Here is a 21,307-nt window from a genome sequence, read left to right as displayed (position 1 = left end):
ACTCCAAATTGGAGATACACGCATACAAACTACTTCGCTTCATCTTATGCTGGATATGTTCCAGTTACATGTCAAGCCAGCATCAGTCAATGCTCCTCGCTAGCTACCGCTTTTGGCGCAGGCAGTTTGAAAACTCAAGAACGTTCGGTAATCCCCCCATTTTTAGCGCTTGCCAGAAGTAGAAACGCTACACGGCCATGGCCAACCGCTGTTTTGGGGTATATCCGCCCAGTGCCATATTTAGGCGTTCATGATTGTAGGACCACATCCACTGCGTGGCGACGCGCTGCACGTGGTCCAGGTCGTCCCAGTGATACTGCGACAGCCATTCATAGCGAACGGTCCTGTTGAATCGTTCGACGTAGGCGTTCTGCTGCGGACGGCCAGGCTGGATGTACTCGAGCTTGATGCTCCATGTCTGCGCCCACTGCACGATGGCCGCGCTTAGATATTCCGGGCCGTTGTCGCAGCGAATGGCCGATGGCCTTCCTCGCCAGCCGATGATCTGCTTCAGTGTGCGGATCACCCGCTCGGAGGGCAGCGAGAAGTCGACCTCAATGCCCAAGGCCTCGCGGTTGAAATCGTCGATCACATTCAACACCCGAATGCTGCGACCGTCGGCAAGCTGATCATGCATGAAGTCCATCGACCAGACTTGGTTCGCACCGGTAGGCACCGTCAACGGCTCGGGCACCTGCCGAACCAGCCGTTTACGCGGCTTGATCCGCAGGTTCAATTCGAGCTCGCAGTAGATCCGGTATACGCGCTTGTGGTTCCAGCCAAAGCCTCGGACATTGCGTAGATACAGAAAGCAAAGGCCAAAGCCCCAATTGCGGTGATTGTCCGTCAGACGCAGCAGCCAGTTGGCGATCCCTTCGTTTTCGGCATCCGCTTTTGCGATGTACCGATAGCAGGCCTGGCTCACGCCGAACGCCTGGCAGGCTAGTCGAATGGACACTCCTCGTGTCTGCACGGCACGTTGGGCCATCTCGCGCCGGCGAGATGGCCTCACCACTTTTTTTCGAGCGCCTCCGTCACGATCTCGGCTTTGAGCTTCTCCTCGACATACATCTTGCGCAGCCGGGCGTTCTCGGCCTCCAACTCCTTCATGCGCGACATCATCGATACGTCCATGCCGCCGTACTTCGCACGCCACTTGTAAAACGTCGCTGAGCTAATGCCCAGCTCCCTGCACAGCTCTGGCACCGCCAGCCCAGCCTCGGCCCGCTTGAGCGCTTCCATGATCTGGCTGTCCGTGAATCTCGACCTCTTCATGCTGTAGAACTCCTCAGTGAGAAAATTCTACTTCTGACTGCAGCGCTTTTGCGGGGGGATTACCCAACCTAAAAGCTCGACCGCCAACGGTTCCAAGCTGCCAAAATTAGACGCAACCGTGCTTAAACATAGGCCCCAGACCGCATACGAGCCAACGTATCGCTGAGCAAATTGAATCCCTCCGCAGTATCCAGATACCCCCCCGGAGAGACACTGCCCAATGAGAGGTTTGGCTCCCGCAACCAGCCGGCGAGCCAAACGGCAGCGTCAAAACTCTCGGGATCGCCGGACTCATTGATCATCCGCTGAACCTGACTGATCAGCCGAACCATCAACAAGAGCTGTTCTCCGGCCGATTTACTTAGTGTGGATCGATCACGAATTTTTCGATCGACCGTGGCCACCGCCCATCCCATCCAAGTCACTAACTGAGTCCGCGGCACCTCCATAGCACGCCCCAGACTGTCGACAACGTGCGCAGGAACTCCCTTACGCACCATATCGATAATCTCGGTAGCCTCGAGGCCCATGTACTCGTTGATTGAGTCCACTCTCATATTTATTCTCCTTAGCCCGAACTCCAGACTTTCCACAGTGCCCCTTCTCAAATCAGGTTAGTCGCTCATCCGCCTGATTTCGTCAATTGCATTATGAAAGCGAACCTTCCAGGCCATATTTGCCAATCGACAAAGATCAGCTGCTTGATCATCGCCCGAAGTCACGTTTCCTCTCATTGATATACCCGCATACATCAGTTTCTTTTTCCCAATATACGCTTTAAAATTCGAGCAGCACATACCACCGCCTACCTGTCTCTCAAGCCAATCGCTTGCCTCCCGGCGCAAGGCTCCCATCAGCAGTACTCTTGGCAAATTCTCCAATGTGAAGCGACCCTCTACGTCATGGACGCAGGACGCCCCATGAATCTCCCCGGGAATCGAGGAGGCTGTTTGGTTAAAGCACTGCGTTCATCGGCACAGTGTCAGAGTGATTACGGTGATAGAGTTCTTCAGCCTGCGCAGGAGGAATATACCCGATGGACCCGAGCAGACGCTGACGGTTGTACCAGGCGACCCATTCCAGCGTTGCCAATTCCACCGCAGCCCTGGTTTTCCAGGGGGCTCGGCGATGAATCAGTTCGGCCTTGTACAAGTCATTGATGGTTTCAGCCAGAAGGTTGTCATAGCTGTCCCCTCGGCTACCGACAAGTGGTTCGATGCCTGCCTCGGCCAAGCGTTCGGTGTAGGGGATGGACACGTATTGGGCGGATTCAACCGGTGGTCGCAACACTGAATTGTCGAACAGATTTTAGGTGCTCGTCCAGAGCTTCAGCAGGCGTCTTCCAGCCAAGCGTTTTTCGCGGCCTGGTATTTAGCGTATTGGCAACGGTCTGGATCTCATGCGCATCCCACCGGGACAGGTCTGTGCCCTTTGGGAAGTATTGTCGTAGAAGGCCGTTTGTGTTCTCGTTCGTGCCGCGTTGCCACGGGCTGTGTGGATCGGCGAAGAATACCTTTACACCAGACTCGATAGTGAAGCGGGCGTGATCGGACAGCTCCTTGCCACGATCCCAGGTCAATGATCGCCATAATTGCGCAGGCAGGTCCGACACGGTTTTCTTGAGCGCATTGGCCATAGTGACAGCTCCGTAACCAGCCAACGCGGGGCCATTTTTCGTGCGCGGAATCTGCCCATAGCCTTGCTCTCTGGGCAGATGTACAAGCATGGTGAAGCGACTGGATCTCTCCACCAGCGTTCCAATAGCAGATCGGTTCAGGCCGATAAGCAGATCCCCCTCCCAGTGGCCAGGGACTGCACGATCTTGCGCCTCCGCAGGTCGGCTAGAGATCATCACCTCCTCGCTGACATGTGCCCATGCCTTGGCTTGAGCCCTGGCCCTCGGAACACGTAATGCACGCCCGGTGCGCAGACAGCCAACCAACTCACGTTTGAGCGCGCCGCGCCCTTGAATATAGAGCGCTTGGTAAATGGCTTCGTGAGAGATACGCATGGACTCGTCATCCGGAAAGTCGATCAGCAGCCGGTTGGCAATCTGCTCCGGGGACCAACCGTTGACCCATTTGCGATCGCCGCGATGGGGCTTGTTGCGCCCCTTGAACGGCGCCTGTCGAGGCCCGACAACCTCGCGACCCTCTGCGTCACGTATCTTGCCATCCAGGCGCTCCTGGACGTAGTGGCGTAGCCGAAGATTAGTCGCCAGTTTTGCTGGCTTAGGCCGTTTGGCAAACCGTTCCGCCTTCCATTGCGCAACCGAAGCACGATACTCGAGTCGGCCACCACGAGTTGCTGCATTGCGCGTGAGTTCCCGCGAGACAGTTGATGGGCTGCGCCCGATACGGCGGGCGATCTCGCGCACTGCGCACCCTTGGACCGAGAGCAATGCTATCTCTTCTCGCTCGGCGAACGACAAGTACCTACCAGATATAGGATTCGACATGAAAAGTGGCATGCCGCCACGATAGCGGAACCAGCGCGAACCTACCGCCTGAGATACGCCAACTGCTTCTGCTGCTTTTTCGCTCGTAATGCCGGTGGCAACCTTTTCCCAAAATTGGCGCTCAGTTTCGTTCCTGAGCGACGGCGCACCCGGCGATTGCATCGCGCCTCGCCCTGTCAACTCATACACACGTTTCGCACTTCGAACCATACAACACCTCCACGAGTAAAGGTGTTGCGACCACCGGTTGAATCCGCCTTGGGATCCTCGATCGGAATGGTGAGTCAGAAACTCAGTGGGTCGTCGGTCATACAGGGCGTGTTCCAGAGCATCCAACACGAAGTTTGTACTCATGGTGTTGCCGACACGTCAGCCGACAATACGGCGGACGAACACGTCGATAACGAAGGCCACATACAGCCAGTCTTGCCAGGTCGACACGTAGGTGAAGTCCAACACCCATAACTGATGATTGGGCCTGTCGGCATGGAAATGGCGATTGACGCGATCGAGCGGGCAAGCCTGGGCACTGTCGGTAATCGTGGTGCGTACTCGCTTGCCCCGCCGCACACCCTGCAAACCCAGGCGACACATCAGGCGTTCAACCGTGTAGCGGGCTACGGCAATGCCTTCGCGCTGCAACTGATGCCAGACCTTGCGTGCACCGTAGACCTGCATGTTAGCTTGCCAGACACGTCGAATTTCCACCATCAAACCCTCGTCGCGTTGGCTGCGCACACTGCACAGTTCCGGACGTCGTTTGCACGCGGCATGACGCCAGTACGCCGATGGGGCAACCTGCAACACCTTGCAGATCGGCTCGTCCCCGTAGACGTCCCGGTGCCGGTCGATATAGGCGTTTACTTCTTCAGTTCGCGGTCGAGCGCCGCCTGGGCGAAAAAGCACTAGCAGACTTCAATATCTCTCTCGCTGCGCTTGACCCAGTCCAGCAGCGTGGCTGGCATGCAACCTATCTTGGGTGCAATGGACTCGACAGTCGTCCACAACGACGGATACTCGCCACAGTGCTCCTGCACCAGGCACACGGCGCGTTCGCGAACTTCCGGGGAAAACTTGTTTTGCTTGCTCATAGGGGCTCCATTTTCTCAAAGAGTGGAGCCTCCGCAAAACCCGGGGCGATTCAAACTGCCTAGGCAGAGCCATTGGATTTCGCCATTTTTTTGACGTTCAGAACTGAGCGGCGGAAGTTCAAAACTCAGTGGCATTCCACACTAGACTTTTTTAGCATGCTAAAAATCGCGACTGGCCACCCAGATTTCGCATGCCACTGAGTTTTGAACTTTCTGCTTCCTTACCTAAGATTTTCAATTCAGACGACTGCTATCGACCGAGGCCGTGTGGAAACGCTATTCGTCCTGACAGCCACAGCGCAATCGTCTGGACCGCATCAACTTGGGCGGTCTTCACTTCGATTTTTCGAAGCGGGGCTCACTCAAAGCCGTTTGGGCGGCCCGGATAGGGCCTGAGGTGCGTTATTGGTCATATGAAGGGCTCAGCCCCCCATCGACAGTATCGCTTTCATCGTTTGCTGGAAGCCTAGGATGCGCATGACCCGCTTGAGGTTATAGGCCAGTACATTCAAGCTCATTTCCGTGCCCACATTGCCCAAGCGACGAGTTAGGAAGTGTGTATAGCCCATCCAATGCTTGAACGTGCCGAACACATGTTCCACTGTGCGCCGCCGCACCTTCATCGCTTCTGGCATTCGGTCTAGACGGCGCTGCGCCGCCTCAAGCACGGCCTCATGTTCCCATCGACTGATGCGCCGATACGCGCTAGGAGTGCATCGCTCCTTCATAGCGCATTGTGGGCAGGCACTACTCCAGTAGCGCCGCAATTGAAGACCATTCTCCTCCCGCGTAAACCGGTGGATGGCGCGCTGGCCCGCAGGGCACTGGTACTCATCGTCCTTCGCGATGTATATGAAGTCCGAACGGTCGAAGCGGCCTTCGGCCTTGGCATTGGAAGTGGTCGGCTTGGGCAAGATCGCATCAATACCTGTCTCTGCACATGCCTTGATCTGAGGCGCGCTGTAATAGCCGCGATCGGCAATCGCGCGCAGTCGCTTCTTGCCCATTGCCTGCCGCGCGGCTTGTGTCATCGATGCCAATGAGTCCCTGTCATGTCCTCGGTTCGTCACTTCGTGCGCGACGATCAGATGGTGCTTGGCTTCGACAACCATCTGCACGTTGTAGCCGACCATCCCCGAGCCCCGGCCACTGGTAGCCATCGAGCGGGCATCCGGGTCAGTCACCGACAGCTGACCGTCTGGGCTATCTTTGAGCCTCTCCTTGACGTCATCCAGCGTGCGCATTTGTTTGCGCAGACGTTCGATCTTGTCGTTGAGCCGATTGGTCCTAGCCTCGATCTCGACAGGTTGCGTTCGGTCCGCAGTGTCGAGCGCCGCCAGATAGCGGCGGATGCTCTCCTCAATCTGCTGCTGACGTTTGTCGATCTTGGCGGCTGTGAAGTTTTTGTCGCGTGTGTTGACTGCCTTGAATTTGCTTCCATCAACGGCAATCAGGGCTTGGGTGAATAGTTTGAGATCTCGGCATACGGCCACAAACCGCCGGCACACATTGCGAATGCCCGTGCCATTGTCACGGCGGAAATCGGCGATGGTCTTGAAGTCTGGCGCCAGACGGCCGACGAGCCACATCAGTTCGACATTGCGTTGGCACTCTCGCTCGAGTCGACGACTGGACTGGACCCGATTTAAGTAGCCGTAGATGTAGATCTTCAGCAGCACGGCCGGGTGATACGACGGGCGGCCGGTAGCTGCTGGCGCTGCCCTCTCAAATCCCAGCGATTCCAGGTTGAGCTCGTCGACGAATGCGTCGACTATGCGCACCGGATTGTCGTCGGCGATGAAGTCATCCAGGCATTCCGGGATCAACGCTACCTGTTGCCGGTCCTGACCTTCGATGAAGCGGGGCATGTCGACTCCCGGGATCGAGATACCAAACTCTATCTACATCACCATAGCGGCGTCAAAGAGTTTTCACACAGCCTCGGTCGAAAACTGCCTTCCATGGCAGGCTTCTACCGGCCAGAAGCCGACAGTTGTGCGCCAAGTGACGACAGACTATCGACGTCGATGGTGTGCTGGAAATGGCCGAGAAGTCAGAAATACGGTGTTTACTTACATCCAGACAGAGCTACAGCCAAAATGGTCGCTGCCCGGCCAATAGCGGTAGAGTCACGTCGTCAGTTTAGCGATCACGGCACGAACTTCATCGCGTGAAATGAGGCTAGTGCTGGCGGTGTTGTGGATGGTCACGCCTTCGATGAAGGCATCGAGCGCACGAGCGGTCGCCGGAGAAAAATGTCGTTCCAGATGGGTGTGGCTGTAGCCCATCCATTCGAGCAGCACCGGTTTGAGCTTGGGACTGCGCGCCGCATAGGCATACAACTCAAAGCTCAGCACCATATTGCGCGGCAATGCCCATAGTCCTCCACAGATCAGCTCTACCACGGCCTCACGCGCCTCTTCCACAGTCGTCGCAGCCTCCAAGGCCTCTTGGTACCTGCTAGCCACCAACTGGGACAGGCGCGTAAATGCTGCAACCAACAAATCGTCGATGCCTTTGAAGTGATAGGTCATTGACCCCAGCGGAACGTTGGCCGCCTCGGCTACCCGCCGGTGGGTGGTCCCCGCAACGCCATGCTCTGCAATCACATCGAGTGCCACCTCGATGATGCGTTCGCAACGGTCGGGCTCATACCGGCGCTTTGCTCGCTTTGTCATTTTCGCCTCCTTCATCTGTGTATTTGATTCTGCGTCAGCGTAGTGTACACTTGTACTTATAGTGTACATATGTACTTATAGGTTTTTGAAGGATAGGTATGGTCCAGCAGCTGACACGCAGAAAGCACGCGCTTTTCGTTTACTTTTTCATTCCAGGCCTCGCGCTGGCCTCGTGGGTCACCCGCACTCCCGCAATTCGCGACGATATCGAAGCCTCAATCGCACAGATGGGCCTGGTGCTCTTGGGCTTGTCCATCGGGTCCATGACCGGCGTGCTGGGCGCGGGCGGGCTGGTGGGCCGCCTTGGTGCGCGTTGGACCTCGCTGCTTGGCCTGTGGCTGGTGGTTGCATCGCTACTGACCATGGGCCTTGGTACGGTGCTAGGACTGCAACTGGTGGTCGCGGTGGGACTGGCCTTTTTTGGACTGGGAATGGGGAGCGCGGAGATCGCCATCAACATAGACGGTGCTGAGGTCGAACGCGGGCTCGGTCGGCCGGTGCTCCATGCGCTACACGGCTGCTTCAGCTTGGGAACGCTGGTAGGCGCACTGTTGGGCTATATGCTAAGCAAGCTTGAGGTGCATGTGGTTTGGCACCTGGGTGCGGTGGCACTTTTGATCGTCCCCATGATCGTGAGTTTCTGGAATGACGTGCCGAGAGGAACAGAATATGCAGGCCAATCAGACCGATCCACCGGAGCCGATGAGCGCACACCCAATGTGTGGGCCGATTCGCGCGTACTGCTGATTGGTCTCATTGTGTTTGCCATGGCCTTGGCTGAGGGTGCAGCCAACGACTGGCTTCCTATCCTGATGGTCGACGAGCATGGCTTTTCCCAGGCGGCAGGCTCGCTCATTTTTGTGGCGTTTGCTGCGGCGATGACCGTTGGTCGGTTCGGAGGCGGCATATTCTTACGCCGGTTTGGACGGGTGGCAGTCATGCAGCTGTGCGCATGCCTGGGTGCGCTGGGCATTGCGTTCGTCGTTTTTGGCAGCCACCCTGTGTTGGCTGCTGCGGCGGTCTTTTTGTGGGGCCTCGGCGCTTCGCTGGGATTTCCCGTCGCGCTGTCTGCCGCTGGCGACGGAGGTAACGGTGCCGCCGAGCGTGTGAAAGCGGTCGCTATCATCGGCTACGTCGCCATGCTGGTCGGGCCGCCCATGCTGGGCCTCTTGGGAGAAGCCCATGGGCTGCGGGCCGCCATGCTGGTGGTTTTGGTACTGGTTATGGCGGCGGCTGTGTTCGCCCCAGCCTTACGCACGAATATCACACAGCGGGGTCGCGTTCTGCCTTAATGTCCGCAAAGGGTCGAGGCCGTGTGGAAACGCTATTCGTCCTGACAGCCACAGCGCAATCGTCTGGACCGCATCAACTTGGGCGGTCTTCACTTCGATTTTTCGAAGCGGGGCTCACTCAAAGCCGTTTGGGCGGCCCGGATAGGGCCTGAGGTGCGTTATTGGTCATATGAAGGGCTCAGCCCCCCATCGACAGTATCGCTTTCATCGTTTGCTGGAAGCCTAGGATGCGCATGACCCGCTTGAGGTTATAGGCCAGTACATTCAAGCTCATTTCCGTGCCCACATTGCCCAAGCGACGAGTTAGGAAGTGTGTATAGCCCATCCAATGCTTGAACGTGCCGAACACATGTTCCACTGTGCGCCGCCGCACCTTCATCGCTTCTGGCATTCGGTCTAGACGGCGCTGCGCCGCCTCAAGCACGGCCTCATGTTCCCATCGACTGATGCGCCGATACGCGCTAGGAGTGCATCGCTCCTTCATAGCGCATTGTGGGCAGGCACTACTCCAGTAGCGCCGCAATTGAAGACCATTCTCCTCCCGCGTAAACCGGTGGATGGCGCGCTGGCCCGCAGGGCACTGGTACTCATCGTCCTTCGCGATGTATATGAAGTCCGAACGGTCGAAGCGGCCTTCGGCCTTGGCATTGGAAGTGGTCGGCTTGGGCAAGATCGCATCAATACCTGTCTCTGCACATGCCTTGATCTGAGGCGCGCTGTAATAGCCGCGATCGGCAATCGCGCGCAGTCGCTTCTTGCCCATTGCCTGCCGCGCGGCTTGTGTCATCGATGCCAATGAGTCCCTGTCATGTCCTCGGTTCGTCACTTCGTGCGCGACGATCAGATGGTGCTTGGCTTCGACAACCATCTGCACGTTGTAGCCGACCATCCCCGAGCCCCGGCCACTGGTAGCCATCGAGCGGGCATCCGGGTCAGTCACCGACAGCTGACCGTCTGGGCTATCTTTGAGCCTCTCCTTGACGTCATCCAGCGTGCGCATTTGTTTGCGCAGACGTTCGATCTTGTCGTTGAGCCGATTGGTCCTAGCCTCGATCTCGACAGGTTGCGTTCGGTCCGCAGTGTCGAGCGCCGCCAGATAGCGGCGGATGCTCTCCTCAATCTGCTGCTGACGTTTGTCGATCTTGGCGGCTGTGAAGTTTTTGTCGCGTGTGTTGACTGCCTTGAATTTGCTTCCATCAACGGCAATCAGGGCTTGGGTGAATAGTTTGAGATCTCGGCATACGGCCACAAACCGCCGGCACACATTGCGAATGCCCGTGCCATTGTCACGGCGGAAATCGGCGATGGTCTTGAAGTCTGGCGCCAGACGGCCGACGAGCCACATCAGTTCGACATTGCGTTGGCACTCTCGCTCGAGTCGACGACTGGACTGGACCCGATTTAAGTAGCCGTAGATGTAGATCTTCAGCAGCACGGCCGGGTGATACGACGGGCGGCCGGTAGCTGCTGGCGCTGCCCTCTCAAATCCCAGCGATTCCAGGTTGAGCTCGTCGACGAATGCGTCGACTATGCGCACCGGATTGTCGTCGGCGATGAAGTCATCCAGGCATTCCGGGATCAACGCTACCTGTTGCCGGTCCTGACCTTCGATGAAGCGGGGCATGTCGACTCCCGGGATCGAGATACCAAACTCTATCTACATCACCATAGCGGCGTCAAAGAGTTTTCACACAGCCTCGACCCATGGCGGTCGTTGGTCTCTAGGAAGGCCGCACACCTTTTCATGTTCACCTATCGGCCGTTCGAGTGACAGTCCAATTCCTCAGCTGCCCGTCGATCATTCTTCGTCGTCCAGGTTTGGGCAGACGAACGTCAGCACTTGTGTCGCCAGTTTATGCCATAGGCCATCAGCGATCTTGTTAGCCGGCCGCTTCTTGTCGAAATGGTCGCCCACTGATTGCCATGCTGAAAATGGTCTCTCGGGCTCAGGCTTTCCTGCGTTCCTAAGCTCCATTCTGATGCGCACGAAAACCAAGCTTTCGTGGTCGAAGTGCAGCGACGCACAGTAGCTCTGTCCTCCCTTGGCTTGATCATACATCTCGGTGACTTTGGCGATCAACACTTGTTGTATGCGATCCGAAAGATATAGGAACGCTGTTCGCTTGCCGACCTTGTCCAGGGCGCCTATCACTTTATCGTGCTCTTTGAGACCGTACTTCAGATACTCCCAGCCGAGGTCACACTTGTAGCTCGAGAAAGTGAGGCCATCAGAAAAGCGAGAACCGCTTCGATACTGCTCAAGCTTCTCCAGCTCTTGTAAGGCGACATGAGGATCGGTCGTCTTGAGAATGTTGTCGATCGCGACCAATGCCTCCTCCATGTCATACAGGAGTGAGCGTAGCTTGTTCCTGTAGTCGTAGAATGCATCAGGTATGTCTGCCTGAGAATTTGGAATTGGCAACGTGTATGCGAAGTCGATGTTGCTCCTTTCGATCTTGTGATATGGGATATTGACTTGATCCAAAAACCGCAAGGACTCGGGGGTCGAGCGTTGCGCCAACTCGTGCTGAATTTTGTCCAGCGCCTGTCGCCGGTTCAGGACGCGAAACTTTTCATCGAGAGCCTTCTTGCCTGCGATGTAGCGCGGTGGGTCGTCCTTCGATCGATCAAGTGTCTCTGCGATTTCGCAAGATGACAACAAATACATTTCCGCCTGATCTTCCTGGCCGACGTGTAGGACGGCGAAAAATCCCTTGAGCGGTTTACCTTTGTCATCGTCCACGTACCGGCACGGGATATACTGAGTCGTAGCCCGGTCTTGGTAATACTTGGCCTGCACGATTCCAATGCGGGGAGGTGCGGCGTCCGTAAAGCGGGTAGAGAGCGAGCGCAACTGGATAAGGAAGTCGGCGCCATCGATGTCAACGGATCGTTCCAGAACCCAAAAACGGTCCAAAAGGAATGCCTTCGTGCGTGCCTCTCCGGCTGCCCCGTGTTCCATGACTTTTAGCCAGACTGGCTCGCTTACGGTGGTCAATCGATATCTCCTCTTGTTTCGGATGACGCTCGTCTCTGCCCTTCGATGCCCAAGGTTCGCCCCCTGACTCGTCTACTTTGGGTAGAAAGCGGTCTTTGCGAACGTCCGTTTTCGACCGAGGCTGTGTGAAAACTCTTTGACGCCGCTATGGTGATGTAGATAGAGTTTGGTATCTCGATCCCGGGAGTCGACATGCCCCGCTTCATCGAAGGTCAGGACCGGCAACAGGTAGCGTTGATCCCGGAATGCCTGGATGACTTCATCGCCGACGACAATCCGGTGCGCATAGTCGACGCATTCGTCGACGAGCTCAACCTGGAATCGCTGGGATTTGAGAGGGCAGCGCCAGCAGCTACCGGCCGCCCGTCGTATCACCCGGCCGTGCTGCTGAAGATCTACATCTACGGCTACTTAAATCGGGTCCAGTCCAGTCGTCGACTCGAGCGAGAGTGCCAACGCAATGTCGAACTGATGTGGCTCGTCGGCCGTCTGGCGCCAGACTTCAAGACCATCGCCGATTTCCGCCGTGACAATGGCACGGGCATTCGCAATGTGTGCCGGCGGTTTGTGGCCGTATGCCGAGATCTCAAACTATTCACCCAAGCCCTGATTGCCGTTGATGGAAGCAAATTCAAGGCAGTCAACACACGCGACAAAAACTTCACAGCCGCCAAGATCGACAAACGTCAGCAGCAGATTGAGGAGAGCATCCGCCGCTATCTGGCGGCGCTCGACACTGCGGACCGAACGCAACCTGTCGAGATCGAGGCTAGGACCAATCGGCTCAACGACAAGATCGAACGTCTGCGCAAACAAATGCGCACGCTGGATGACGTCAAGGAGAGGCTCAAAGATAGCCCAGACGGTCAGCTGTCGGTGACTGACCCGGATGCCCGCTCGATGGCTACCAGTGGCCGGGGCTCGGGGATGGTCGGCTACAACGTGCAGATGGTTGTCGAAGCCAAGCACCATCTGATCGTCGCGCACGAAGTGACGAACCGAGGACATGACAGGGACTCATTGGCATCGATGACACAAGCCGCGCGGCAGGCAATGGGCAAGAAGCGACTGCGCGCGATTGCCGATCGCGGCTATTACAGCGCGCCTCAGATCAAGGCATGTGCAGAGACAGGTATTGATGCGATCTTGCCCAAGCCGACCACTTCCAATGCCAAGGCCGAAGGCCGCTTCGACCGTTCGGACTTCATATACATCGCGAAGGACGATGAGTACCAGTGCCCTGCGGGCCAGCGCGCCATCCACCGGTTTACGCGGGAGGAGAATGGTCTTCAATTGCGGCGCTACTGGAGTAGTGCCTGCCCACAATGCGCTATGAAGGAGCGATGCACTCCTAGCGCGTATCGGCGCATCAGTCGATGGGAACATGAGGCCGTGCTTGAGGCGGCGCAGCGCCGTCTAGACCGAATGCCAGAAGCGATGAAGGTGCGGCGGCGCACAGTGGAACATGTGTTCGGCACGTTCAAGCATTGGATGGGCTATACACACTTCCTAACTCGTCGCTTGGGCAATGTGGGCACGGAAATGAGCTTGAATGTACTGGCCTATAACCTCAAGCGGGTCATGCGCATCCTAGGCTTCCAGCAAACGATGAAAGCGATACTGTCGATGGGGGGCTGAGCCCTTCATATGACCAATAACGCACCTCAGGCCCTATCCGGGCCGCCCAAACGGCTTTGAGTGAGCCCCGCTTCGAAAAATCGAAGTGAAGACCGCCCAAGTTGATGCGGTCCAGACGATTGCGCTGTGGCTGTCAGGACGAATAGCGTTTCCACACGGCCTCGACCGAGGCTGTGTGAAAACTCTTTGACGCCGCTATGGTGATGTAGATAGAGTTTGGTATCTCGATCCCGGGAGTCGACATGCCCCGCTTCATCGAAGGTCAGGACCGGCAACAGGTAGCGTTGATCCCGGAATGCCTGGATGACTTCATCGCCGACGACAATCCGGTGCGCATAGTCGACGCATTCGTCGACGAGCTCAACCTGGAATCGCTGGGATTTGAGAGGGCAGCGCCAGCAGCTACCGGCCGCCCGTCGTATCACCCGGCCGTGCTGCTGAAGATCTACATCTACGGCTACTTAAATCGGGTCCAGTCCAGTCGTCGACTCGAGCGAGAGTGCCAACGCAATGTCGAACTGATGTGGCTCGTCGGCCGTCTGGCGCCAGACTTCAAGACCATCGCCGATTTCCGCCGTGACAATGGCACGGGCATTCGCAATGTGTGCCGGCGGTTTGTGGCCGTATGCCGAGATCTCAAACTATTCACCCAAGCCCTGATTGCCGTTGATGGAAGCAAATTCAAGGCAGTCAACACACGCGACAAAAACTTCACAGCCGCCAAGATCGACAAACGTCAGCAGCAGATTGAGGAGAGCATCCGCCGCTATCTGGCGGCGCTCGACACTGCGGACCGAACGCAACCTGTCGAGATCGAGGCTAGGACCAATCGGCTCAACGACAAGATCGAACGTCTGCGCAAACAAATGCGCACGCTGGATGACGTCAAGGAGAGGCTCAAAGATAGCCCAGACGGTCAGCTGTCGGTGACTGACCCGGATGCCCGCTCGATGGCTACCAGTGGCCGGGGCTCGGGGATGGTCGGCTACAACGTGCAGATGGTTGTCGAAGCCAAGCACCATCTGATCGTCGCGCACGAAGTGACGAACCGAGGACATGACAGGGACTCATTGGCATCGATGACACAAGCCGCGCGGCAGGCAATGGGCAAGAAGCGACTGCGCGCGATTGCCGATCGCGGCTATTACAGCGCGCCTCAGATCAAGGCATGTGCAGAGACAGGTATTGATGCGATCTTGCCCAAGCCGACCACTTCCAATGCCAAGGCCGAAGGCCGCTTCGACCGTTCGGACTTCATATACATCGCGAAGGACGATGAGTACCAGTGCCCTGCGGGCCAGCGCGCCATCCACCGGTTTACGCGGGAGGAGAATGGTCTTCAATTGCGGCGCTACTGGAGTAGTGCCTGCCCACAATGCGCTATGAAGGAGCGATGCACTCCTAGCGCGTATCGGCGCATCAGTCGATGGGAACATGAGGCCGTGCTTGAGGCGGCGCAGCGCCGTCTAGACCGAATGCCAGAAGCGATGAAGGTGCGGCGGCGCACAGTGGAACATGTGTTCGGCACGTTCAAGCATTGGATGGGCTATACACACTTCCTAACTCGTCGCTTGGGCAATGTGGGCACGGAAATGAGCTTGAATGTACTGGCCTATAACCTCAAGCGGGTCATGCGCATCCTAGGCTTCCAGCAAACGATGAAAGCGATACTGTCGATGGGGGGCTGAGCCCTTCATATGACCAATAACGCACCTCAGGCCCTATCCGGGCCGCCCAAACGGCTTTGAGTGAGCCCCGCTTCGAAAAATCGAAGTGAAGACCGCCCAAGTTGATGCGGTCCAGACGATTGCGCTGTGGCTGTCAGGACGAATAGCGTTTCCACACGGCCTCGACCGAGGCTGTGTGAAAACTCTTTGACGCCGCTATGGTGATGTAGATAGAGTTTGGTATCTCGATCCCGGGAGTCGACATGCCCCGCTTCATCGAAGGTCAGGACCGGCAACAGGTAGCGTTGATCCCGGAATGCCTGGATGACTTCATCGCCGACGACAATCCGGTGCGCATAGTCGACGCATTCGTCGACGAGCTCAACCTGGAATCGCTGGGATTTGAGAGGGCAGCGCCAGCAGCTACCGGCCGCCCGTCGTATCACCCGGCCGTGCTGCTGAAGATCTACATCTACGGCTACTTAAATCGGGTCCAGTCCAGTCGTCGACTCGAGCGAGAGTGCCAACGCAATGTCGAACTGATGTGGCTCGTCGGCCGTCTGGCGCCAGACTTCAAGACCATCGCCGATTTCCGCCGTGACAATGGCACGGGCATTCGCAATGTGTGCCGGCGGTTTGTGGCCGTATGCCGAGATCTCAAACTATTCACCCAAGCCCTGATTGCCGTTGATGGAAGCAAATTCAAGGCAGTCAACACACGCGACAAAAACTTCACAGCCGCCAAGATCGACAAACGTCAGCAGCAGATTGAGGAGAGCATCCGCCGCTATCTGGCGGCGCTCGACACTGCGGACCGAACGCAACCTGTCGAGATCGAGGCTAGGACCAATCGGCTCAACGACAAGATCGAACGTCTGCGCAAACAAATGCGCACGCTGGATGACGTCAAGGAGAGGCTCAAAGATAGCCCAGACGGTCAGCTGTCGGTGACTGACCCGGATGCCCGCTCGATGGCTACCAGTGGCCGGGGCTCGGGGATGGTCGGCTACAACGTGCAGATGGTTGTCGAAGCCAAGCACCATCTGATCGTCGCGCACGAAGTGACGAACCGAGGACATGACAGGGACTCATTGGCATCGATGACACAAGCCGCGCGGCAGGCAATGGGCAAGAAGCGACTGCGCGCGATTGCCGATCGCGGCTATTACAGCGCGCCTCAGATCAAGGCATGTGCAGAGACAGGTATTGATGCGATCTTGCCCAAGCCGACCACTTCCAATGCCAAGGCCGAAGGCCGCTTCGACCGTTCGGACTTCATATACATCGCGAAGGACGATGAGTACCAGTGCCCTGCGGGCCAGCGCGCCATCCACCGGTTTACGCGGGAGGAGAATGGTCTTCAATTGCGGCGCTACTGGAGTAGTGCCTGCCCACAATGCGCTATGAAGGAGCGATGCACTCCTAGCGCGTATCGGCGCATCAGTCGATGGGAACATGAGGCCGTGCTTGAGGCGGCGCAGCGCCGTCTAGACCGAATGCCAGAAGCGATGAAGGTGCGGCGGCGCACAGTGGAACATGTGTTCGGCACGTTCAAGCATTGGATGGGCTATACACACTTCCTAACTCGTCGCTTGGGCAATGTGGGCACGGAAATGAGCTTGAATGTACTGGCCTATAACCTCAAGCGGGTCATGCGCATCCTAGGCTTCCAGCAAACGATGAAAGCGATACTGTCGATGGGGGGCTGAGCCCTTCATATGACCAATAACGCACCTCAGGCCCTATCCGGGCCGCCCAAACGGCTTTGAGTGAGCCCCGCTTCGAAAAATCGAAGTGAAGACCGCCCAAGTTGATGCGGTCCAGACGATTGCGCTGTGGCTGTCAGGACGAATAGCGTTTCCACACGGCCTCGACCCATAGCGGTCATTCATACAGCGAGGCATTTCTGTGATGCGCGCTCATGACATAGCATCATGAGTTTGGGTTTGTTTACAGAACTATGCTCCGTTTTACGGGGCGTTCTATCAGCGCAGGCTTTTTGTTAATGACCGGCCTAGCGGCTGCGGAGTTGAGCGGAGGGTTGTATCCGATTAGAACCGCTCACTCCTGCTGGTGGCTGGGATAGCAAGGTGCATGAGAGTTCTGGTAACATGATCGTGGTGCGAAATGTCCGTCCGAAACATGTAGCATTACAGAAGAGATCCGAGAGATCCATGAATAAGCTAATAATTCCGATCCTTAACAATCCCGCCGCGCTGTTGCCTGGCCCTAGATTATATCTGGACGACGACACTTGGATAGACAAGTTGTCCGATGAGGAGTTCGGCCTAGCGTCCAAAAGCCCCCCAGTGTATGCTGAACAGCTTAGGACTGACCATAGGTGTTTGTTTGCAAACGTCAAGTCCGCCGATGTTAAATCTGCGAAATCAACAGCGACGAAACTGGCTACGAAGGCACGATACGTATTAAACAATTTCAGAAAAGAAAATCCCATTTTCTTAAATTTTGCGATTTTCTTGCAAGGAGCAGGCGGTGCATCCAAAAAAAAGAAGATTAGCGCAATAGACTTTGATGACCGCTCAGTCAATTTGCTAAGAGAAAAAAGTGCATTTCGCTTCAAGGCTGGCGTCAATCGCGAAGATGTCTCCCAGTTTTACAAAGTCGTTAGCGAAGCCTGCGAAAAACATCGGAAGCTGTTTTTGACTCTCTCTCGGTTCAACTCATCTCTTGCTAGGGAGAAGTTTACCGACAGAATTATCGATGCCACTATCAGCTTGGAGTCGATGGTTCAGGATGATAAAAACGAGCTCAGCTTTAAATTTGCGCTTTATAATGCGCACGCATGTTCAACTGACGCAGAGAAGCGGGCGGAAGCGTTTGAGCGCTTTAAGGATCTATACGTCACCCGAAGCACCATTGTGCACGGCGCGGCTGATGAAGAGAAAGAACAGAGGCTGATTGATAAGATCGAGTTAAATTGGCCTGCCACTGAAAGATTTGCATTGGGCTCAATTAATTATCACTTGTTTTTCATGAGTCAAAATGATCCAAAATCTTGGATTAAACATTTGATTTCCCGTTCTCTTGAACAGACGGAGCAACCGCTGGGGCAACAATAATGGCAGCAAAAAAAAATCGTCGAGTTCTACAGTTGCACGTGACCAAGGGTAAAGTTCTTGGTGTCTCGGTCTTGCGCGGATACGCGCGGTTGTGTGACCTGGCTCTAATGTCTAGAGCAGACATTTATGATCCTAAGACGAACCCGAGTGGCACTCAACGCGACCTTAGCCCTAAGCATGCAAAGGATGCCTATGATTACGTCCGATCAAAAGAAATCGGCTTTTGGCCGGAAATTGTGCTGTGTGTCCGAGTTCGAGACGTTATAAATTTCAAAGAACAAATGGATGCGGGTGGGTTTGGCATTTTGCGCATTGATCTCGACACAATCGAGAAATGCTCGGCAGACGGAGATGTGGCAATTTCCAGGCTTGATGGCAATCACCGACTGCATTATGCGGATGGAAAAACTGAAGGCTATCCTGCTATCGAAAGACCCGTTTCTTTTTGCTTGGCGGTCGATCTAGAGTTGGATGAAGAGATCCTCCTTTTTCGTGATATAAATAATAATCAGCGAAGAATGAATACGAGTCACTTGGATAACATTGAGACTCGTCTTTCTAGTCAAGCTTCCTTAAAGAGGGAAGCATTAGATCTTTACATTGCCAAAAGGCTCAGCGAGGATAACGATAGCCCATTTTTCGGGCGTATCTACGACGGCGGGAAGAAGGTCGCGACGTCAATGGTGCCGCTGAGAACTTTGCGGACTGGAATCCAGTACATGATGTCGCGGCCGACTAAGTTGACGGCACTTCCTGATGCTGACGCTAAGTACAAAGTCATTAAAAATTACTTTAGTGCGGTTAGACGCTGGGTGCCGGAGGCTTGGACTAACCCAAAAAACTATCTGGTACTGAGAGGTGCCGGACTGTGGGGTATATGTTTCCTAGGCGCGGAAGTCATAGACCGGGCATTAAGTAAAGGGCAGTTTCAGTCGGAGAGCATGTTGAAGATATTACGCTCAGGTCAGACTTGGGACTGGACAAATGACGGAGATTTTCAAGGATATAGTGGACGCGGGGGGGCCACAAAGATACGTGATGCTATCGTTGCAGAGTTGTCTGATGAATCGGGAACGTCACTCCGTGATCTATATAAGAAAATAATGGATGAATGATATGGCCCTTCATTTTATGCCAAATGTTCATTAACGCGATGCAAGTTGATGTAGGCTGTGTGGAAAACACAATAAGAGGCAGACTGCTTACGCGAGACTCTATGATCCCATATGGCTCAAAGTCGCTTTAGCGAGAGCGACTATTTCTTTAATGTTGTTTATTGAATTTTTTTCTCTGCAACGCGGCAGTTTGGTAAATTTCTGACTAAGAAAGATTAGCCCTTGGTGTCGACGAAATAATGTCACCCTGAAGTTCAAATAGCGGCGCGGCTATCGGAAAATCCGCTTTAGGGCGCATAGTCGCGCCTCTCCCCCGAATGAACGACTGAAATTGGCCGAAAGCAGCCAACATAGCGAGGCTCACTCCAGAATTGAGCATTCGTACCCAGCAAACCGCCAAAACAAAGCATTTTGGGCACCTACCTCAAGCCTATTTTTGTCTCATAACGCGCTCCAACATTGGATTTCGCCATTTTTCGGAGTTCAAAACTGAGCGGCGGAAGTTCAAAACTCAGTGGCGTTCGACACCTGAAACAGTCAACGCGGAACGTAATCATTGGCCAACATAAAACTACTAAATAGCCAGTATATGATGTACAGAGGGTGTCGCAGGCCTACACAATCCTTAAGGACTGATTCTTTTTTCCTCCTACATTAACTTTCTCACAAAAGTCAAGATCAACGAGATTGGTTCGCGCCAATCCGAGAAGAAGTGCTTGCACGAACCGATGATGGCAAGTCCAAGATGCGTAGAGAAGCCGAGCACGGCCGTCGACTCATCGATTTGGTTCAGACCCTCGGCTGCCGGCGTGGCCAGCCCCCAGACTCCACGCTCGCCGTCAATGCGCGTGAGCACCTTGGCCGCGCGAAGACTTTGCTGGTGCCAGCGGAGCTTTCGCTTCAGCAGGTTGACCGGCGCTTGGCTGCGTCCCACGGGTTCGGTCTCTTCAAACAAGGCCAGCGGCAGTTGTGCTGAAGCCGCAACGCGCTGGTAGAGTTGCTGGTTAGAGATGGGTTCTGCCGCCTCGACGTACGCCTTCAAGACATGGGGAAGCAATTGCGAGTCGGACATGGTTTTGTGGTTAGCTGATATATGATGAAATCATGCTATCAAAGTGGAGTGTTGAAATTCAATGCTATACGACTCCGATTCGTTCAAACCATTCGACCCTCTTGTTGGCGCCGACGTCCACCGAGCTCGCGCCTTTGCTGAGCTGGCACATGCGCGGGTGGCGAACCCAGACGGGAGCATCGGCCAGAAGAGGAAGTGGACAGGCGATCCCTATCACACGCACGTCTTTGAGGTGGCCGATTTGGTTGCGACGGCGGACGAGTCTACGCCAGCGATGGTCGCCGCCGCGTATCTGCATGACACGGTAGATGACACGCGAAGGAATCCGCCGGCCACTCGAGTCACGACAGAACTACTGGCCAGGATGTTCGGTGAGGAGGTTGCATCGTACGTGGGCTGGCTATCCGAGCCGCTTGACGTGGCTGCCTACCCTCGAACCCAGCGGATTCAGATGCTGACGGAGCGGTTGAGCCAGGCGCCGGCGCCCGTGCAGACGATCAAGTGCGCGGATATCTCATGCAATGCGCCTTTGATTGCATCGTTGGCGCCGGATTTTGCCCGTGTTTGGTTGAGAGAGAAGGCTTCTCAGCTCGACAATCTGACCAAGGCCGATCCGCGCCTGCTGGAGATTGCCCGGGCGGCCGTTCAAGCCGAGTTCATGGTCTTGGAGGCGGCGGACGCCATCAACGTAGCCGAAAAGCCCTCACGCCACGGGGCATGAGGGCTTAATTATTACCCGGACCTGCTGCGGTAGAGCCGGGCGGTTAACGCCGGAGACGACAAAGCCTGCGGACGATCAGCACGGCCACGACCGAGCCGCCCATGTCTGCCGCAATCTGCTCCCACTGCAGGCTGCCCCGCGACGGCGCCTGGCAAGTCCCGACAAAGGCTTGGGCCCATTCCCAAGCGAAGCAGCACTGGAGGTATCCGGCCGCCGCGAGCG

General features: G+C 55.8%; 15 protein-coding genes, 2 pseudogenes and 1 other annotated feature. Of the genes and pseudogenes, 7 read left to right on the top strand and 10 right to left on the bottom strand.

What is annotated here, in order from left to right; genetic code table 11:
• Positions 1-187: 187 nt before the first annotated feature.
• The 7 genes and pseudogenes from AC1HFW_RS32125 to AC1HFW_RS32095 form a co-directional block, all read right to left on the bottom strand.
• Positions 188-1,275, bottom strand: a protein-coding gene (locus AC1HFW_RS32125) for an IS3 family transposase (protein ID WP_479286743.1) whose coding sequence is annotated in 2 segments (ribosomal slippage) — positions 188-1,023 and positions 1,023-1,275 — 1,089 coding nt in all. Because the reading frame shifts where the segments join, the coding sequence is not laid out codon by codon here.
• 122 nt (positions 1,276-1,397) lie between these two features.
• Positions 1,398-1,832 carry an antitoxin Xre/MbcA/ParS toxin-binding domain-containing protein gene (locus AC1HFW_RS32120; RefSeq protein ID WP_479286742.1) on the bottom strand — a complete coding sequence of 145 codons (435 nt, stop codon included), beginning with the start codon at positions 1,830-1,832 and terminating at the stop codon, positions 1,398-1,400.
• 397 nt (positions 1,833-2,229) lie between these two features.
• Positions 2,230-2,541, bottom strand: a pseudogene (locus tag AC1HFW_RS32115) (integrase core domain-containing protein); the annotation flags it as partial.
• A 4-nt stretch (positions 2,542-2,545) separates the two neighbouring features.
• Complete coding sequence (locus AC1HFW_RS32110) at positions 2,546-3,943, bottom strand: IS30 family transposase (RefSeq protein WP_479286975.1); 1,398 nt, start codon at positions 3,941-3,943, stop codon at positions 2,546-2,548.
• 18 nt (positions 3,944-3,961) lie between these two features.
• Positions 3,962-4,824: pseudogene (locus AC1HFW_RS32105) on the bottom strand (IS3 family transposase); the annotation flags it as partial.
• Positions 4,523-4,638 (bottom strand) — a sequence feature (AL1L pseudoknot). Its footprint overlaps the pseudogene before it by 116 nt.
• Positions 4,825-5,246: 422 nt before the next feature.
• Positions 5,247-6,692, bottom strand: a complete 1,446-nt coding sequence (locus tag AC1HFW_RS32100; protein WP_457989010.1) for an IS1182 family transposase — start codon at positions 6,690-6,692, stop codon at positions 5,247-5,249.
• Between the two features lie 261 nt (positions 6,693-6,953).
• Positions 6,954-7,502 (bottom strand): TetR/AcrR family transcriptional regulator, encoded by a 549-nt coding sequence (locus tag AC1HFW_RS32095; protein ID WP_479286741.1) that lies wholly within the window; start codon positions 7,500-7,502, stop codon positions 6,954-6,956.
• A gap of 98 nt (positions 7,503-7,600) precedes the next feature.
• Here AC1HFW_RS32095 and AC1HFW_RS32090 point away from each other — a divergent pair, with 98 nt between their 5' ends.
• Complete coding sequence (locus AC1HFW_RS32090) at positions 7,601-8,794, top strand: MFS transporter (RefSeq protein WP_479286739.1); 1,194 nt, start codon at positions 7,601-7,603, stop codon at positions 8,792-8,794.
• A gap of 178 nt (positions 8,795-8,972) precedes the next feature.
• On the opposite strand, the gene AC1HFW_RS32085 is transcribed toward AC1HFW_RS32090, so the two are convergent.
• Together AC1HFW_RS32085 and AC1HFW_RS32080 are read right to left on the bottom strand one after the other, a co-directional pair.
• Positions 8,973-10,418: an IS1182 family transposase gene (locus tag AC1HFW_RS32085; RefSeq protein ID WP_457989010.1), complete on the bottom strand. Its 1,446-nt coding sequence runs from the start codon at positions 10,416-10,418 to the stop codon at positions 8,973-8,975.
• 174 nt (positions 10,419-10,592) lie between these two features.
• The gene (locus AC1HFW_RS32080) at positions 10,593-11,792 is read right to left on the bottom strand and encodes a hypothetical protein (RefSeq protein ID WP_479286737.1); all 1,200 of its coding nucleotides are present in this window, start codon (positions 11,790-11,792) and stop codon (positions 10,593-10,595) included.
• Between the two features lie 192 nt (positions 11,793-11,984).
• On the opposite strand from AC1HFW_RS32080, the gene AC1HFW_RS32075 reads away from it, so the two are divergent.
• From AC1HFW_RS32075 to AC1HFW_RS32055, 5 genes are all read left to right on the top strand, one after another.
• The gene (locus tag AC1HFW_RS32075) at positions 11,985-13,430 is read left to right on the top strand and encodes an IS1182 family transposase (protein WP_457989010.1); all 1,446 of its coding nucleotides are present in this window, start codon (positions 11,985-11,987) and stop codon (positions 13,428-13,430) included.
• 242 nt (positions 13,431-13,672) lie between these two features.
• Positions 13,673-15,118 carry an IS1182 family transposase gene (locus tag AC1HFW_RS32070; RefSeq protein ID WP_457989010.1) on the top strand — a complete coding sequence of 482 codons (1,446 nt, stop codon included), beginning with the start codon at positions 13,673-13,675 and terminating at the stop codon, positions 15,116-15,118.
• A 242-nt stretch (positions 15,119-15,360) separates the two neighbouring features.
• Positions 15,361-16,806 (top strand): IS1182 family transposase, encoded by a 1,446-nt coding sequence (locus AC1HFW_RS32065; protein ID WP_457989010.1) that lies wholly within the window; start codon positions 15,361-15,363, stop codon positions 16,804-16,806.
• Between the two features lie 465 nt (positions 16,807-17,271).
• Entirely contained in the window at positions 17,272-18,177 is a 906-nt protein-coding gene (locus AC1HFW_RS32060) for a hypothetical protein (RefSeq protein WP_479286736.1), read from the top strand.
• Positions 18,178-18,215: 38 nt separating this feature from the next.
• A complete protein-coding gene (locus tag AC1HFW_RS32055) occupies positions 18,216-19,292 on the top strand; it encodes a DGQHR domain-containing protein (protein ID WP_479286735.1) in 1,077 nt (358 codons plus the stop codon).
• Between the two features lie 649 nt (positions 19,293-19,941).
• Here the strand turns inward: AC1HFW_RS32055 and AC1HFW_RS32050 are convergent.
• Positions 19,942-20,364 (bottom strand): hypothetical protein, encoded by a 423-nt coding sequence (locus tag AC1HFW_RS32050; RefSeq protein WP_479286734.1) that lies wholly within the window; start codon positions 20,362-20,364, stop codon positions 19,942-19,944.
• Positions 20,365-20,425: 61 nt separating this feature from the next.
• Between AC1HFW_RS32050 and AC1HFW_RS32045 the strand changes: the two genes are divergently transcribed.
• Positions 20,426-21,085, top strand: coding sequence for an HD domain-containing protein (locus tag AC1HFW_RS32045; protein ID WP_479286732.1), 660 nt, complete (start codon positions 20,426-20,428; stop codon positions 21,083-21,085).
• The last annotated feature ends 222 nt before the right edge of the window (positions 21,086-21,307 follow it).

The organism is Achromobacter sp. ISS7 (assembly GCF_056523125.1).
Note: the sequence above shows the minus strand (reverse complement) of the source record. Positions and strands in the feature narration are given on the sequence as shown.